At 47.9% G+C, this 14,185-nt stretch carries 16 protein-coding genes and 1 pseudogene; 15 read left to right on the top strand and 2 right to left on the bottom strand.

Annotation, left to right across the window (positions count from 1 at the left end; translation table 11 throughout):
* The 15 genes and pseudogenes from METH11B_RS0109245 (at window position 1) to METH11B_RS0109180 (ending at window position 12,142) form a co-directional block, all read left to right on the top strand.
* Window positions 1-2,322, top strand: coding sequence for a heavy metal translocating P-type ATPase (locus METH11B_RS0109245; RefSeq protein WP_026601799.1), 2,322 nt, complete (start codon window positions 1-3; stop codon window positions 2,320-2,322).
* Between the two features lie 82 nt (window positions 2,323-2,404).
* Window positions 2,405-2,728, top strand: a complete 324-nt coding sequence (locus METH11B_RS0109240; protein WP_026601798.1) for a hypothetical protein — start codon at window positions 2,405-2,407, stop codon at window positions 2,726-2,728.
* Between the two features lie 196 nt (window positions 2,729-2,924).
* Window positions 2,925-3,329 carry a MerR family transcriptional regulator gene (locus METH11B_RS0109235; RefSeq protein ID WP_026601797.1) on the top strand — a complete coding sequence of 135 codons (405 nt, stop codon included), beginning with the start codon at window positions 2,925-2,927 and terminating at the stop codon, window positions 3,327-3,329.
* A 156-nt stretch (window positions 3,330-3,485) separates the two neighbouring features.
* Window positions 3,486-4,198, top strand: a pseudogene (locus tag METH11B_RS30160) (mercuric transporter MerT family protein).
* A gap of 14 nt (window positions 4,199-4,212) precedes the next feature.
* A complete protein-coding gene (gene merA, locus METH11B_RS0109220; protein WP_026601794.1) occupies window positions 4,213-5,883 on the top strand; it encodes a mercury(II) reductase in 1,671 nt (556 codons plus the stop codon).
* Between the two features lie 2 nt (window positions 5,884-5,885).
* Window positions 5,886-6,251 carry a MerR family transcriptional regulator gene (locus tag METH11B_RS27790; protein WP_026601793.1) on the top strand — a complete coding sequence of 122 codons (366 nt, stop codon included), beginning with the start codon at window positions 5,886-5,888 and terminating at the stop codon, window positions 6,249-6,251.
* 23 nt (window positions 6,252-6,274) lie between these two features.
* Window positions 6,275-6,700: a MerC domain-containing protein gene (locus METH11B_RS0109210; protein WP_026601792.1), complete on the top strand. Its 426-nt coding sequence runs from the start codon at window positions 6,275-6,277 to the stop codon at window positions 6,698-6,700.
* A 6-nt stretch (window positions 6,701-6,706) separates the two neighbouring features.
* Window positions 6,707-7,084 carry a hypothetical protein gene (locus tag METH11B_RS29135; RefSeq protein WP_155931106.1) on the top strand — a complete coding sequence of 126 codons (378 nt, stop codon included), beginning with the start codon at window positions 6,707-6,709 and terminating at the stop codon, window positions 7,082-7,084.
* A gap of 24 nt (window positions 7,085-7,108) precedes the next feature.
* Complete coding sequence (locus METH11B_RS28485) at window positions 7,109-7,417, top strand: hypothetical protein (protein WP_081733778.1); 309 nt, start codon at window positions 7,109-7,111, stop codon at window positions 7,415-7,417.
* A gap of 41 nt (window positions 7,418-7,458) precedes the next feature.
* The gene (locus tag METH11B_RS0109205) at window positions 7,459-8,466 is read left to right on the top strand and encodes a CobW family GTP-binding protein (protein WP_036277233.1); all 1,008 of its coding nucleotides are present in this window, start codon (window positions 7,459-7,461) and stop codon (window positions 8,464-8,466) included.
* A gap of 157 nt (window positions 8,467-8,623) precedes the next feature.
* A complete protein-coding gene (locus METH11B_RS26580; protein WP_026601790.1) occupies window positions 8,624-9,748 on the top strand; it encodes a sulfite exporter TauE/SafE family protein in 1,125 nt (374 codons plus the stop codon).
* 110 nt (window positions 9,749-9,858) lie between these two features.
* Window positions 9,859-10,215: a nitrate/nitrite transporter NrtS gene (gene nrtS, locus METH11B_RS27785; protein ID WP_026601789.1), complete on the top strand. Its 357-nt coding sequence runs from the start codon at window positions 9,859-9,861 to the stop codon at window positions 10,213-10,215.
* 12 nt (window positions 10,216-10,227) lie between these two features.
* Window positions 10,228-11,163 (top strand): sulfite exporter TauE/SafE family protein, encoded by a 936-nt coding sequence (locus METH11B_RS0109190; RefSeq protein ID WP_081733777.1) that lies wholly within the window; start codon window positions 10,228-10,230, stop codon window positions 11,161-11,163.
* A gap of 335 nt (window positions 11,164-11,498) precedes the next feature.
* On the top strand, window positions 11,499-11,843 hold the full coding sequence (locus METH11B_RS0109185; protein ID WP_026601787.1) for a type II toxin-antitoxin system RelE/ParE family toxin: 345 nt from the start codon (window positions 11,499-11,501) through the stop codon (window positions 11,841-11,843).
* A complete protein-coding gene (locus tag METH11B_RS0109180; RefSeq protein WP_026601786.1) occupies window positions 11,840-12,142 on the top strand; it encodes an XRE family transcriptional regulator in 303 nt (100 codons plus the stop codon). The genes METH11B_RS0109185 and METH11B_RS0109180 overlap by 4 nt, the downstream gene beginning before the upstream one ends.
* A 92-nt stretch (window positions 12,143-12,234) precedes the next feature.
* On the opposite strand, the gene METH11B_RS0109175 is transcribed toward METH11B_RS0109180, so the two are convergent.
* Both METH11B_RS0109175 and METH11B_RS0109170 read right to left on the bottom strand, forming a co-directional pair.
* Window positions 12,235-12,573 carry a hypothetical protein gene (locus METH11B_RS0109175; protein WP_026601785.1) on the bottom strand — a complete coding sequence of 113 codons (339 nt, stop codon included), beginning with the start codon at window positions 12,571-12,573 and terminating at the stop codon, window positions 12,235-12,237.
* 235 nt (window positions 12,574-12,808) lie between these two features.
* On the bottom strand, window positions 12,809-14,182 hold the full coding sequence (locus METH11B_RS0109170) for an HD-GYP domain-containing protein (protein ID WP_051426998.1): 1,374 nt from the start codon (window positions 14,180-14,182) through the stop codon (window positions 12,809-12,811).
* Window positions 14,183-14,185: the final 3 nt, after the last annotated feature.

Raw genomic sequence — 14,185 nt, 5'->3', positions numbered from 1 at the left:
ATGAGTACCTGCAAGCCATCAGAAAAAACCTGTTGTTGTCCTGGCGAGAAACCGGATAACCACCAGCCAACGCCATCAAACTTATCGAGTGGCATCACGTTCAAAATCGAGGGACTGGATTGCGCCGAAGAGGTCTCTACCTTGAAAAGCGCGATAGGCCCGCTCGTGGGCGGCAGTGACAAACTGGCCTTTGATGTTTTAAACGGGCGCATGACGCTGTTGTCTGATGCCGAGCCCGTGACTGAAAAGACCATCATCAAAGCAGTAGCGGCAACGGGCATGCAGGCGGCTCGTTGGCAGTCCGGTCAGACCGATGCCGATGCCAAACAACTGCACCGTTCGAAGACCGTTTTTACCGTGCTTAGCGGTGTATTTATCGTGGCCGGCATGCTAATTCATATCGCCATAGCCGGCGGCTTTGTGGATATTCAAACCATTTTCAGCTCGGCCAAAAACGGCACCCTGCAATGGGACGTGGTCACTGACTATCTACAAAGCTTACTGAATGCCCATGCTCAGCAGGCTATGCCTTTGCCTGAAAAAATCGCCTTTGGTTTAGCGGTGGCTTGCGGTGCGCGGCATGTGATTGTTAAGGCGTTTTATGCCTTGAAACGCTTCCGAGCGGATATGAATTTGCTGATGACGATTGCGGTTATCGGTGCGATGTTCATTGATGAATGGTTTGAGGCGGCAACGGTCAGTTTTCTGTTTGCGCTGTCTCTGGCGATTGAGAGTTGGAGTATTGGCCGTGCCCGGCATGCCGTTGAAGCCTTGCTGGATTTAGCGCCCTCGACGGTGACGATCAAGGATGAAACCGGCCAGGAATGCGTGGTACCAGCGGCAGAAGTCAGTATAGGAACCCGTTTCATATTAGCACCTGGCGCTAAAATCCCCCTGGATGGCAACGTAATTGCCGGTTTCAGTTCAGTCAATCAGGCGCCGATTACCGGTGAAAGCATGCCGGTTGCCAAGCAAGTGGGTGACGAGGTGTTTGCCGGCAGTATTAATGTTGAAGGGACATTGGAAATCCGATCCACCAAGTTGGTTTCGGATACCACCTTGGCACAGATTACCCGGTTGGTCGGCGAAGCTCATGGTAAGCGAGCCGAGGTCGAACAATGGGTGGAGAAATTTGCGCGTATTTATACCCCGACTGTGATGCTGGTGGCGTTGGCCATGTGTATCATTCCACCGGTATTTTTCGAAGGGGGCTGGAACGAATGGTTTTACCACGCCTTGGTGTTGCTGGTCATTGCCTGCCCCTGTGCATTGGTCATTTCGACACCGGTCAGTATTGTCGCCGCGTTGGCCTGTGCAGCCCGACAAGGCATTCTGATCAAAGGGGGCATTTATATTGAAACACCCGCACATCTTAATGCGATTGCCTTTGATAAAACCGGCACGCTGACCTCGGGCGACCCAATCGTCACGGGGGTTTATCCTTTTAATGGTCATAGCCAAGAAGAACTTCTAAGCCGCGCTGCCGCACTGGAAGCACGAAGCAATCATCCGTTGGCCAAAGCCATTTTACGCTATACGGAACAACGCGGTATCAACGTGGCCAGCGCAGACAATGTGACGGTTCTACCGGGTAAAGGTGTCACCGGACTATTTAATGGCACGGATTTCTGGTTGGGATCGCGTCGCTATTTATTGGAACGTAGTCAGGAAATCCCGGAAATCAGTGAAAAAGCAATTGCCCTTGAACAAACAGGGCAAACCGTGATTGCCATCGGCAATGATCGGCATATTTGCGGTCTCATTGCCGTTGCCGACCAGCCTCGCGCCGACATCAGATCGATTTTGCAAGCGCTGAGACAAAATGGAATCCAACACCTGGCAATGTTGACCGGTGACAATCGGGTGACGGCCAATAACATCGCGGCCCAAATTGGCATCGATGAGGTACACGCCGTATTATTGCCGGCCGATAAAGTGGAGATCGTCAGTCAAATGGTCGAGAAATACGGACAGGTAGCGATGATCGGTGATGGTGTCAACGACGCACCGGCACTGGGACGGGCCAACCTGGGAATTGCCATGGGGGTGTTAGGGTCAGATGCGGCTATCGAAATAGCCGATATTGCCCTGATGGGCGATGATCTTTCCAAGCTACCTTGGCTGATCGGGCATTCCAAAAGAACACTGGCGATTATTCGACAGAATATTGCTTTTGCGCTGACGATCAAAGCAGCATTCGCCGTTTTAGCCTTTGCAGGTGTGGCGACCTTATGGGAAGCCATAGCAGCCGACATGGGCGCTTCCCTATTGGTTGTAGCCAACGGATTGAGATTACTTCATCCCAAAAATACGGCCTTTTAAGTGGCCTGAACTTATTAAAGGTCGCTTTAACATTGTCAAAGCGCCTAGACATTACCATTTCAAGATACCTTTGGAGATAACCATGACATTAAAATCACTGATTCTTTTAGTTTTAGCTGAATCCTTATTATCTGCTTGTAGCTTCATGGAGCCTCATGCCATGGATACTGACCTGACTATACAGCATGAGGCATTAGCCAAACATTTCCAAGACGAGGCCAATGAATTACAGACCAAGATTGAGGAACATAAAGAATATCTCAGCCAATTTGAGTCGCAACGTTACGTTTATGGTAGACATGCGAACGATCTTAAAGCGCATAGCCAAGAAGTGATTGATCTTTACCAGCAGGCCGTCACTGCAAACCGGGATATGGCAGAGATGGTTCGAGGAACGGAGCATTAATCTGGCGATCCGCTTTTGTGGAACTTATAAATCTGAGAAACTTGTAACGGCGTGAACCTAACTATTGGCAAACTTGCCAAACAAACCGAAGTCAGCCGCTTGCTGGATGCAGATCAGGTAGGTGCGTTTTGTCTTGCGCCATCAATCGCGTCACATCAATTGGTCGTTTTCTGAAACAACACATACAGGCGCAAAGATGAAACTGACGATCGGCAATCTGGCCAAACAAACCGAAGTCACTGTTGAAACTATCCGTTATTACCAGCGTATAGGTTTGCTGGATGAACCTGGTAAACCCCTTAGCGGCTACCGGCATTATCCACCCCATACCATCGCCAGAATCCGGTTCATCAAACGCGCGCAACAAGCGGGTTTTACCTTAAAAGAAATTGCCCAACTGTTATCGCTTGATGATGATCATTGCGCCGATGTGCGAAAAATTGCCGAACAGAAATGCCAGCAAATCGATGCGCAAATAAAGGATTTAACGGCCCTTCATAATGTATTGGATAGCCTGGTTAAAGGTTGTCAGAACGATTCCTCCGCAGAACATTGTTCCCTCATCAATGCCCTTTCAAATAACTCGGACTCAAAATCCTGAGTATTCAAAAATAATGCAACAACTGCTTGACTCTGTTCTATAGAACGGGATTTAAATTTTTATCCGAAGTTTATTAAAACATCACATTCTCTGCATTCATCATGCTCTTGTTGAATGCAGAGGATCAGGCGCTTAGTTTTTATTTCGGAAAATCTTATGACGACAGAACATGAAATACCACCCACAGAAAACCCATCCTGGCTAGGAATCGGTGCCGTACTAGCCGCTATCGGCGCATCGGTCTGCTGTGTCGGCCCCTTGCTGCTTATATCCTTAGGGATTGGCGGCGCGTGGATGAGCGCCTTCACTTCAATGGAAACGGTTAGACCTTATTTTATTATTCTAACCCTGATTTTTATTGGCCTGGGGTATCGCAAACTCTATTTGATACCGGATAGCTGTGAAGAAGGCGAGGCCTGTGCATTACCCGAAGTTAAACACAAACAGCGGATGATCTTCTGGATTGGCTCGGCGTTGATCTTACTGCTGTTGACCTTTCCCTGGTATGCCCCGATTTTTATGAATTAAGGAAAATGATGATGACTATTAAAACCGTATGTTTAATATTGAGCTTGTTAGCCACACCTTTATTAATGCAGACAGCCTCTGCTGAAGCAACTGCTGTTTCTGTGCAAAATAAAAACAGCAGTCAATCGGTCACCTTGGATATGCAGAACATGACCTGCGCGATGTGCAAAGTCACCATTAAAAAGGCTTTGCAGGGTGTCGAGGGTGTACAAAAGGTCAGTGTCGATGGGGATTCTAAAATAGCCGATGTCACGTTTGATCCGCAAAAAACCAGCATAGAAGCCTTGATTAAAGCGACTACAAATGCCGGTTACCCCGCGACTGTTCACCAGCCAAAGTAATTCAAGGAATCGTTATGTGGACTACAAAACTAAAAATTGACGGCATGACCTGCCCAAGCTGTGCTGATGGTATCGAGAAAAAACTGAATGCGCTTGAGGGTGTTGAAATCAAAGTTTCTTACCCGGAAGGCAGTGCCATACTGACGGTTACGGGTGAAACTCCTCTTGAATCACTCATTGAGCAAATTGCGCAAAAAGGTTATCAGGTTAAAGAAATTGACGACAAGACGGCCGAGGCCGATAAACAAACAGCGGCTGCACACCATGGCAAGCCGCTGCATGTGGCGATCATCGGCAGTGGCTCGGGCGCTTTCGCCTGCGCCCTGAAAGCAGTGGAAAAGGGCGCCAAAGTGACGATGATTGAACGCAACCCGATCATTGGCGGCACCTGCGTCAATATCGGCTGTGTGCCTTCCAAAATCATGATCCGCGCAGCGCATATTACCCACTTACAAAAAAATCATGCGTTTCCCGGCATTAAAAAACAACAACCGGTGATAAACCGCAAGCAACTGGTTGCCCAGCAGCAAGCTAGAGTCGATGAACTCAGAGCAGCCAAATATGAAAATATTTTGGCAACTCATCCGGAGATTAATCTGATCAAAGGACAGGCGCGGTTTAAAAACGCCAACATACTCATTGTCGACCAGGAACACGGCGAATTCACCGAAATTACCGCAGACCGCTTTCTGATCGCCACCGGGTCGTCTCCGGGCATACCACCCATTCCTGGTTTGGCAGGCACACCTTACTGGACATCGACCGAAGCATTGATTGCAGAACAACTACCGGAACATTTAATCGTCATTGGTTCAGGGATAGTCGCTCTGGAACTGGCGCAAGCCTTTTTACGGCTGGGGTCGAAAGTAACGGTGCTGGCCCGCCATACGCTCATGTATCGGGAAGACCCCGCCATAGGATCGGTATTGCAAGCCGTCATGGAAGACGAAGGCATGACCATCCTGACCCATACCCAGGCAGAAGCCGTGAGCTATAAAAAGAGTCTGTTCGGTTCAGGAGAATTTACCCTGAAAACCCGGTCAGGCCAAATTATTATCGGAGACCAATTACTGATTGCCACCGGTAGGCCGCCTAATACCGAAGGCTTAAGTCTGGAAAAAGCGGGGGTTAAGGTCAATAAGGATGGCACTATCAGTATTGACGATCACATGCGCACTAATGTCGAACATATCTATGCCGCCGGCGACTGCGCCGACCAGCCGCAGTTCGTTTATGTCGCAGCAGCCGCTGGAACCCGCGCCGCCATCAATATGACCGGCGGCGATGCTGCTATCAATCTATCGGCGATGCCGGCGGTGATGTTTACCGAACCGCAAATGGCCACCGTCGGTTTGACTGAACGCGACGCACAGCTGAACAATATCGAAACCGACAGCCGCCTGTTGCCGCTGGAGAATGTGCCGCGTGCCCTGGCTAACTTTGAAACCCGAGGTTTTGTCAAACTGGTTATCGAAGCCGACAGCCACCGCCTGATCGGCGCGCAAATCCTGGCGCCGGAAGCGGGCGAGATGATCCAGGCGGCGGTGCTGGCCATCCATAACCGGATGACGATAGAAGACCTGGCCGGACAGTTGTTTCCGTATTTGACGATGGTCGAAGGCATCAAACTGTGCGCGCAAACTTTTAGCAAAGACGTGAAAGAGCTCTCTTGCTGTGCGGGCTAAAAATGAATGTCTGTCTTAAGGATGACAAACTGATCAGACTCTCAACTCTGGCTGAACAAACCGGTATCAGTACCCATTGCATTAGAACCTATATAGATCGAGGTTTGATTCAGGTAAACGACAGAACAGCGGGCGGAATGTTCTTGTTTTACGAGCCCGTGATTGAACGGTTACTGTTTATTCGAACGGCTCGTGATGTGGGTGTTCCGTTAGAGCAGATTGACCGTTTATTGTCAGGCCGTGATAACAGGGATGTTGACGCTACGGAAACAAGTCTGGCTGAGTTAACTCAATATATTGAAACATGTCGGGATCGATTAAATTGTTTTGAACAAAGCCTGAAGCAGCATTTAGGTATCGTGCTTTAAGTGAATTACTGAGGAGCATTAAAATGCGAGAAAAATTAAGTCAATTTGGCGGTTTATTCGGTGCCGCGATTGCTGCGGCGTGTTGTCTCGGCATCTCTGTTGTGCTCAGCACAGTAGGTGCTGTTGGGCTTGGTTTTCTGATAAACGATGCCTATTTGTTACCGATATTTGTAGGGTTCACCGGTTTAAATTTATGGGCGCTTTATCGTTCCGCCAGGAAACATGAAGCGCTATCGGAGGAAGCGATGCTCGCGTTCTGGACCGGTGGTATCGGCGCATTGCTCAGTATCATCGGCTTGGGGTTTACCGTTACTGGGATATTGCCGGTCGCCGTGATACTGGTCTATAGTGGGCTTACTCTTTTTGTCGTCGCCAATATCTGGGATTTTATGATCGGACGCAACAGTCCTGCCTGCGTGGATGACGAATGCAAGACAGAAGACCGGTAACAAACGATGGAGACGCCCATTTGCCCGGCTTGTGGATGCTCGTTAGTTAGATTAGGCATCACTAAGAAAAATGCTGTTCACCATAACTATGCAGGGAAGCAATACTGGTTCTGTTGCAAAGGTTGTTTGGAGTTATTCATAACCCACCCTGAATCATGTCTGGCCGAAACAGCCGGTTTGACGGTATGTCCTGTTTGTTTAGCTGAGAAACCGTTTAATGCCACAGTGACAGTGGATTTTAATGGCAACTCGGTTGGGTTTTGTCGCTGCCCTCATTGCTTGAATGAATTCAATAAAAATCCACACTATTTCATTGCGCGTTTAGCCTGGCAAACAAACTATGCCGGTGTTTTCGGTGAAACCATTGGCTGTTGTGGTAAATAAATCGAAACGAAGCAAGGTGGAACAATGAAAACAAGTTTAAATAACACGGCTCACTTATCCAAGTGTGATAACAAGTCTTGTGATACCTCTTTAACGCAGCCATATTCCGACCAATCCCTGTCGCCGAGAAGGCGTTTAACCGGTTGGTTTTTTGCGTCTTTAGCATTGCTCGCCTGTCCTTGTCATATTGCTTTTTGGATCATGCTGTTTTCCGGGACAGCCTTAGGCAGTTTCTTGTCAGCAGATACGGTAACCGCCGTCATGGGATTTTCGGTGATATGCCTAATTTCGTTAACCGCAGCACTGTTGGCATTTAATAAAATTAAACTGTAGAGACGCGCACATCGTGTCTCTACAGTTTGATGCCTAGATGGATGAAGCCTAAAGTGCCCAGAAAACTGACCAATATCCCAACCAATATCGTGATGGGTTTCCTCGGTGCCGGTAAAACCACGGCCATTCTTAACTTGCTTAATCAAAAACCGGCTGACGAAAAATGGGCGGTATTGGTCAATGAGTTTGGACAAGTTGGAATCGACGGCTCTATCTTCGCAGCTCACGGAGCAATAATCAGGGAAGTGCCGGGGGGCTGTCTGTGTTGTGCGGTGGGACTGCCTTTTCAGGTTGCCGTTAATCGCTTGTTAACGGAAGTCAAGCCGGACCGTTTGCTTATTGAACCAACGGGGTTAGGCCACCCAAAGCGGGTCTTGGATAGGCTCGTCGGCGGGCATTTTCAAACCGTGCTGGATGTGCGGGCCAGTATCTGCCTGGTTGATCCGAGAAAGTTAGGCGATAGTCGCTACACATCGCATGAAAACTTTGTTGATCAAATCGCCTTAGCTGATGTGCTAGTCGCTAATAAAATGGATTTAGCCGACAAGGCAGTGACTCAGCTGTTCGAGCGTTGGGCCGATGGCAGCCGACCACGTAAAGCGGTTGTTGCTCAAACTGTTCAAGGTCAACTGGATGTTGCCTGGCTGGATTTGACCAGAAACCCGGAAAGGCAAGCCTCTTTTCCTAATGCCCATCAAGATCAATTCACTCAAACAGCTGAAGTCACGCTAACGAATAAGTATCAACTTAAGTCTAATTCAACGGATGGTTACCAGAGTTTTGGCGCTGTATTCCCGGAACACAGTTGCTTTGATTATATACGCACATCACGGTTACTAAGCAACCTTGAGGCAGAAAGAATAAAAGCGGTTTTTGCGACCGATAAAGGCTGGTTTATTTTTAATGCGGTTGATGGGGTAATGACTATCGTGCCGTGTAAACCTTCAGCGAATAGCCGAATAGAGATTATCACCACACAAAACAACCGGCAGGATATTTTCTTAGCGTTAAGCCACTGTATTGTAAATAGCTGTTCTGACTTGGATTAACAACCTCTTTTTCCAATCAGGAAGCCAGACAGGAGCAGATTCCTGCTGACTGGTTTGAAATCATTATCGAAAACTTCATGTCTGTTAACTTTCTGATTGACTCTGTTCCTAAGTACGGCATTTATTATTTCAATCGTACTTTGAGAAGGAAAATACCATGATACAAGTGAAATTCGGAGTCGAACTCGTTGATCTTTGGCGAGACCACGGTCGCGATTGGGCTTCCCTCTATGGCAAAACACCATTGGCGTTGATGGCGGCCGGTTTTGGCAATGCAGCCATCAGCCACCTGTCGGTGTTGCACTTCCTGAGCCCGATCTTTAATTTCACAGCGGTTAATTGTCTCGTATTTGCCCATAGCAAGCTTTATCAGTCATCCGTTCAGACCGATGAATCCGGCGAGACTGGCCCAGAGCCTAAAAGCGAGCGTCTGTATAAGACACTGTTCTGTGTTACCGCGACGCTCACGCTGGCGATGGTCGGCTTGCCGAGTATTTACTATCTGCTTTTGGGAAGCGTTGCGGGCCTGCTTTCCGGACTGTTCGGCATCGGCGGCGGCATTATTATCGTCCCTTTCCTGGTCTGGCTTTTTTCGGCTCAGGGGATTGCGCCGGACCTGGTCATGCTGATGGCCGTGGCGACTTCGCTAGCCACCATCATCGTCACTTCAGCCGCCTCCCTTCAGTCTCACCACCTTCTCGGTGCGGTCGACTGGCCGGTCGTGAAGCAACTGGTGCCAGGTGTCTTGGTCGGTTCTCTGTTGGGGTCAGTTGTCGCGGACAGCCTGCCGACCGATCTTTTTAAAACGCTGTTCGCCTTTTTTCCGCTATGGGTAGCTTTTCAGATAATCAAACCCTACTCGCCAGCGCTCGTTCCTGATAAGTCGCCTGGCGAACGAAACCTTGTCGGTGCAGGCGGCATCATCGGTGTACTTTGCACTCTCCTGGGCGCCGACATCGGGGTCATCATCGTCCCTTTCCTGGTCAAGCGCCAGTTTTCCTTGCGCCAAGCCGGGATTATTTCCAGCGCCTGTGGATTATCCATCGCTATCGTCGGTTCTTTCGGCTACATCGCCCTGGGCTGGAGCAACGCCAGTCTTCCTAGCTGGAGCCTGGGTTATCTTTATGTACCGGCGTTTCTTTGCATCGTGACCAGTAGCCGGGTATTCGCCCCAATGGGGGCGCAACTCGCACATAAGCTGCCGACCGAGAACCTGAAAAAGATATTTGCGCTGTTCTTGTTCACAGTCGGGATACGGCTGCTTTGGCAGACAGTCGTTTAATCATCCGCAATTACTCTATAAACACACAAATCTTAACAATCAGATTTTAATTATTAAACACCCAATCTTTATGTGTTTATTACACATTACCTGGGTAAGGATGACACCGTATGATAAGTGGTTGGTTTAAAATTGCCTTGCAAAAAAATATTTTGACGCGCGCGATTAAGATTGCGCTAGTCGTGGGTTCAATTCTGATGTTGATCAATCACGGCGATGTGATGTTGAGCGATGGATTATCGATAAAGGAATACATCAAAATCACCTTGACCTACTTAGTGCCCTATTGTGTTTCGACCTATTCAAGTACTGAAGCGATTTGTGCTGCTGAGAATATGCCCAGTATTAATCAATTAATCTGGGAACTTCTTAAAAAGAAAGGATGCGAACTGGTTCATTGTTCAAAAACTGTTTTTAATTCGCTCATTATCCGACTGCAACAAATTAAAAATAATCAAAACATTTAATGAGTTGCATTGATGAGAAGCAATCAAAAACAGCAGTTCTCTCGTTATTCCGCCCCTGTGATGGAGCTGGACAACCCTTCATCGGCAAAAAGCTTTGCGTATTTCACGCCTTGGCTTTTTGTATTTACCCTGATCTGGATTGCCGGTTACGCGACTATATTCCCAGACCCAATCGGGCTTGCAGCCAGCAATTGGCCGCTGATCATCGTCGGTGTGTTTGGTGCATTCATCGGTAATGCTACCGCGATTGGGGGCGGCATTGTTTTTATTCCCGTGCTGATGTTCGCTTACCAAGTCGATCCGGTCAGCGCCTTAAAACTCGCGTTCGTCACCCAGGCCGTCGGCATGACCAGCGGCGCATCCGGTTGGCTGCGGCGCGGCGAAGTACCGTTGCGGCTTTTGAAATGGACCGTGCCTGCGCTTATTATTGGGACAATGATATCCACATTCTTGATTCACCCGCAGCCGATGCTGGTCAAAGGGCTGTTTGGCCCCATTGCGTTCATAGCGGGCTTGCTGACGCTGATCACGTTGGATCGAAAAGGCGGACTAACAGAACTTCCCGCGCATGCCCGTATCCCAATCGTCCTGGTTTCTTTTATCGGCGGCATGATTACCGGCTGGGTTGCGATTGGCGAGGGCGAAATCATTGCCGCCTTTTGTATGCTCGCCTATGGCCTTAACGCTAACCGGGCAATTGGGCTGGGCGTAGTATTGTTGTCGTTAAATTCCCTGCTACTGGCTTTTATTCATGCCTTCTATTATGGTGGCGTACCCTGGGAGTTGGCGGCATTCACGATGCTCGGCGTACTCTGGGGTGGACGGCTGGGGCCCTTTCTTGCGCAATGGATTTCCCCGCGTGACACAAAAAAGGGTTTCGCCTTTATCGCGTTGCTCGATGGTTTGGTGATTACTCTTCAGGCGAGCTATGTGATGTTTTTTCGCTAAACTGTGCAGACTCTCTATCGGACTGTTTACCCTGAGATAACACGATTCTTTTACGCTGTTGTTGAACGACCGAGCTAAGTTTCAATAAATAATCTAATCTTAGTAAGTTTGGCTTCTTTTTGTGACCTCTTTTCTAATGCCTTTAGCCGAGAAATATTTCATTATTGCCGTCATAAAATCTGAGATTTTTCATTTATTGCGTCAATAATTGGCCTGCCGTGTGACACAAATATTGAAAAATCCGACAACTATCAATCAGTCGTGATTTACAAACAGTTGTCCTATCGGATAAAGAGAGACTTGTTTATGCGTACCAATATTGATACGCTACGCGAATGAATCCAATCCTTTCTGTTAGATTTTTTGCCACTGAAGCCGGTAGCGAACCGGTTAGAGAATGGTTGAAAGCGTTATCGGCTCAGGATAGAAAAACGATTGGCGAAGATATTAAAACGGTGCAGTTCGGTTGGCCTCTTGGCATGCCTTTAGTCGATTACCTTGAAGGCGATATTTGGGACGTCAGAATTAAGCTGGATAATCGGATTGCCCGCGTTCTGTTTGTCATCGTCAACCAAACGATGATTTTGCTGCATGGTTTTATCAAGAAAAATCAAAAAACACCGAAGCCAGAGCTTGATCTGGCAAAACAACGATTGAAAGCATTACGGGGGAAAAAATGACCAGTCAACACGAAGAGAATCCTCATATCGGCAGCAGCTTTGACGATTTTCTCAGCGATGAAGCAATTCTCGAAGACGTAACCGCCGTGGCAACCAAACGGATTATTGCCTGGCAAATTTCAGAAGGCATGTCTTCGCTTAAGCTGAGTAAAACGGCAATGGCCAAAAAAATGCATACCAGCAGAGCATCGCTGAATAGGTTGCTGGATGAAGAGGATACCAGTTTAACCCTTACAACCTTAGTGAGCGCCGCCGCCGCTCTCGGGAAAAAGGTAAAAATAGAGCTGGAACCCTCTTGAGTTGGGAGGTTTACCGAATAAGATGGGCCGCGTTACCTTAGCCCATCTTGCCTAGATTAATGTGCGTCGATTTTGACGAAAAGACTTACTGTTTACATCTGACGATGCATTGCCGCCATACTTAAATTGGCTTCAGCCGCCTTTTCATAGGCATTAATCAACACTCGACAATGGCTTACCAAGGTGTCGAGTTGCTTGCCGTAAACATAGCTTTTTGACTGGTATTGGCTAAGCAGTTTTTTGTGCTCTTCAACTTTAAGTTGCAGTTCTTTCGCGGCTTCTTCGTAATGTTTAGCCAATGCCTCATGATCTGCCTTTGTCGTTGCGCTTTGTACGGCTTGAGTCATATCCATCGGATGAGGGTTCATCTCGCTGCATGCCACTAAGATGCCAGCACCTAACAATAGGGTAATCAATAGTTTTGTTTTCATAGATTTTCTCCAGATTTAGTTGTTATTAATCGTTAATTTCGTCCTGTTTTTATAGTTCATGGAGTGATGAAAAATTAGAAATAACATCAATCCGCTCTATAAATCTTTATTTTTCAAGCACAAATAGTGCCATTATTAAAATCAATAAGTTAAATTCGTTTTTAAGTACTCCCGTGTCTGATTGCGCAACACTGGTGCAAATAGGCGTGTTGACGCACCGCATTGGGTCAACCTCCTAAGCTGATGTGCGAGAAAATTCATCTCTTGCCTTTCGAACCTTAAAAGCTGTATTCAAGAAGTGTTCGCCAACGAGGCGTTGTAGCATTGCCTCCAGTTGAGATTCGTCTAAATCATTCACCTCTTGATGAAGACGCGGAGCAATCTTGGCAAAAATCGTTACCAGCCGAGGGTCAAAGTGGCTACCGCCTTCTTTTACGAGCTTGGAAATAGCATCGACTACGGGCCACGCTTCCTTGTACGGACGTTGCGAGGTCAGCGCATCAAACACGTCCCCTATAGCAAATATTCGCGCGTTTAGTGGAATGGTGTTCCCTGTAAGGCCTTGCAAATACCCGCTGCCGTCATATTTTTCATGATGAAACTCCACGACATCCCGCGCACCGGTTAACCAGTGCGATTTGTTTAGAATTTCCACGCCTAATACCACATGCGTTTTCATGACCTCGAATTCATCCGCTGTTAGTTTTCCCGGTTTCAGTAAAATCGGATCGCGGATGCCGATCTTGCCAACATCGTGCAAAAAAGCCCCTGCAATTAGATCGCGCATATTTTCTTCAGGCAATCCAATCGCTTCGCCAAGCCGTAGCGCGTAATAAGTCACTCGATAGTTATGATGGTTGGTTTCCGAATCGCGTTCTGCGATGGCACAGCCCAGTACATTCATCAGTTCAAGATTGCCTTGTAAGAGTTCGCCGGAAAGCCTGATGACGCCTCGATTGAGTGTCAGGACAATCGGATACATCAAGAGGCTGGTAAAGAAAATGCCTAGCGTCACGAAGGCCAGCATACGGATTAGGTTTTGCTTCAACATGGCAAACGTTTCCGGATCAACCTGATAAACACCCTCGAAATAACCCATGGGCGAATCCTGTTCGCCACGTAGTGGAACCAGTGTCACCAGCCACAACTGCCCATGAATAAAATGCAGGTCATGAGTAAACTCGTCGGCCTGTGGAAATTGATGGCGATATTGATCGATGAATTGCTCGACCAATTCCTGTCCTTGGCGAACGGCTTCGAGTTTTAATTGTTTGTTGCGGTCGTACAATTCGACAATCAGAAAATGCTGGCTAACCAGCTGTTCGGCTAGCTGCGTCAGGTGTTCGGTCGATTGGGCATCGAGTTGTTCCAGATTATGGGCCGATGCTCCGCTGAATATCGCTGATTCCTTCAGCGCAAGGGCATGAACCAATTGCTCGGCCCTCTTGATCTCCAGCCATAAAGTGGAACCGCCTACCGTTACACTCAGGAACAACCAGCCTAAAAACAATCGGGTCAGAATTTTTCGGTGGATAAACCGATTGGTGGACATCGCTTGTGGCGATTTCATCTTTTTAGGCTGATGGCAACGTGATTGCTTGGTTTTCATTGT

This window comes from Methylomonas sp. 11b (assembly GCF_000515215.1).
Lineage (GTDB): Bacteria > Pseudomonadota > Gammaproteobacteria > Methylococcales > Methylomonadaceae > Methylomonas.
This window is presented reverse-complemented; position numbering and strand designations above follow the sequence as displayed.

Excerpts from the sequence above, each read along its gene's own strand:
- METH11B_RS0109245 (WP_026601799.1), top strand. The coding sequence starts at position 1 with ATGAGTACCTGCAAGCCATCAGAAAAAACCTGTTGTTGTCCTGGCGAG.
- METH11B_RS0109240 (WP_026601798.1), top strand. The coding sequence starts at position 2,405 with ATGACATTAAAATCACTGATTCTTTTAGTTTTAGCTGAATCCTTATTA.
- METH11B_RS0109235 (WP_026601797.1), top strand. The coding sequence starts at position 2,925 with ATGAAACTGACGATCGGCAATCTGGCCAAACAAACCGAAGTCACTGTT.
- merA (WP_026601794.1), top strand. The coding sequence starts at position 4,213 with ATGTGGACTACAAAACTAAAAATTGACGGCATGACCTGCCCAAGCTGT.
- METH11B_RS27790 (WP_026601793.1), top strand. The coding sequence starts at position 5,886 with ATGAATGTCTGTCTTAAGGATGACAAACTGATCAGACTCTCAACTCTG.
- METH11B_RS0109210 (WP_026601792.1), top strand. The coding sequence starts at position 6,275 with ATGCGAGAAAAATTAAGTCAATTTGGCGGTTTATTCGGTGCCGCGATT.
- METH11B_RS29135 (WP_155931106.1), top strand. The coding sequence starts at position 6,707 with ATGGAGACGCCCATTTGCCCGGCTTGTGGATGCTCGTTAGTTAGATTA.
- METH11B_RS28485 (WP_081733778.1), top strand. The coding sequence starts at position 7,109 with ATGAAAACAAGTTTAAATAACACGGCTCACTTATCCAAGTGTGATAAC.
- METH11B_RS0109205 (WP_036277233.1), top strand. The coding sequence starts at position 7,459 with ATGAAGCCTAAAGTGCCCAGAAAACTGACCAATATCCCAACCAATATC.
- METH11B_RS26580 (WP_026601790.1), top strand. The coding sequence starts at position 8,624 with ATGATACAAGTGAAATTCGGAGTCGAACTCGTTGATCTTTGGCGAGAC.
- nrtS (WP_026601789.1), top strand. The coding sequence starts at position 9,859 with ATGATAAGTGGTTGGTTTAAAATTGCCTTGCAAAAAAATATTTTGACG.
- METH11B_RS0109190 (WP_081733777.1), top strand. The coding sequence starts at position 10,228 with ATGAGAAGCAATCAAAAACAGCAGTTCTCTCGTTATTCCGCCCCTGTG.
- METH11B_RS0109185 (WP_026601787.1), top strand. The coding sequence starts at position 11,499 with ATGAATCCAATCCTTTCTGTTAGATTTTTTGCCACTGAAGCCGGTAGC.
- METH11B_RS0109180 (WP_026601786.1), top strand. The coding sequence starts at position 11,840 with ATGACCAGTCAACACGAAGAGAATCCTCATATCGGCAGCAGCTTTGAC.
- METH11B_RS0109175 (WP_026601785.1), bottom strand. The coding sequence starts at position 12,573 with ATGAAAACAAAACTATTGATTACCCTATTGTTAGGTGCTGGCATCTTA.
- METH11B_RS0109170 (WP_051426998.1), bottom strand. The coding sequence starts at position 14,182 with ATGAAAACCAAGCAATCACGTTGCCATCAGCCTAAAAAGATGAAATCG.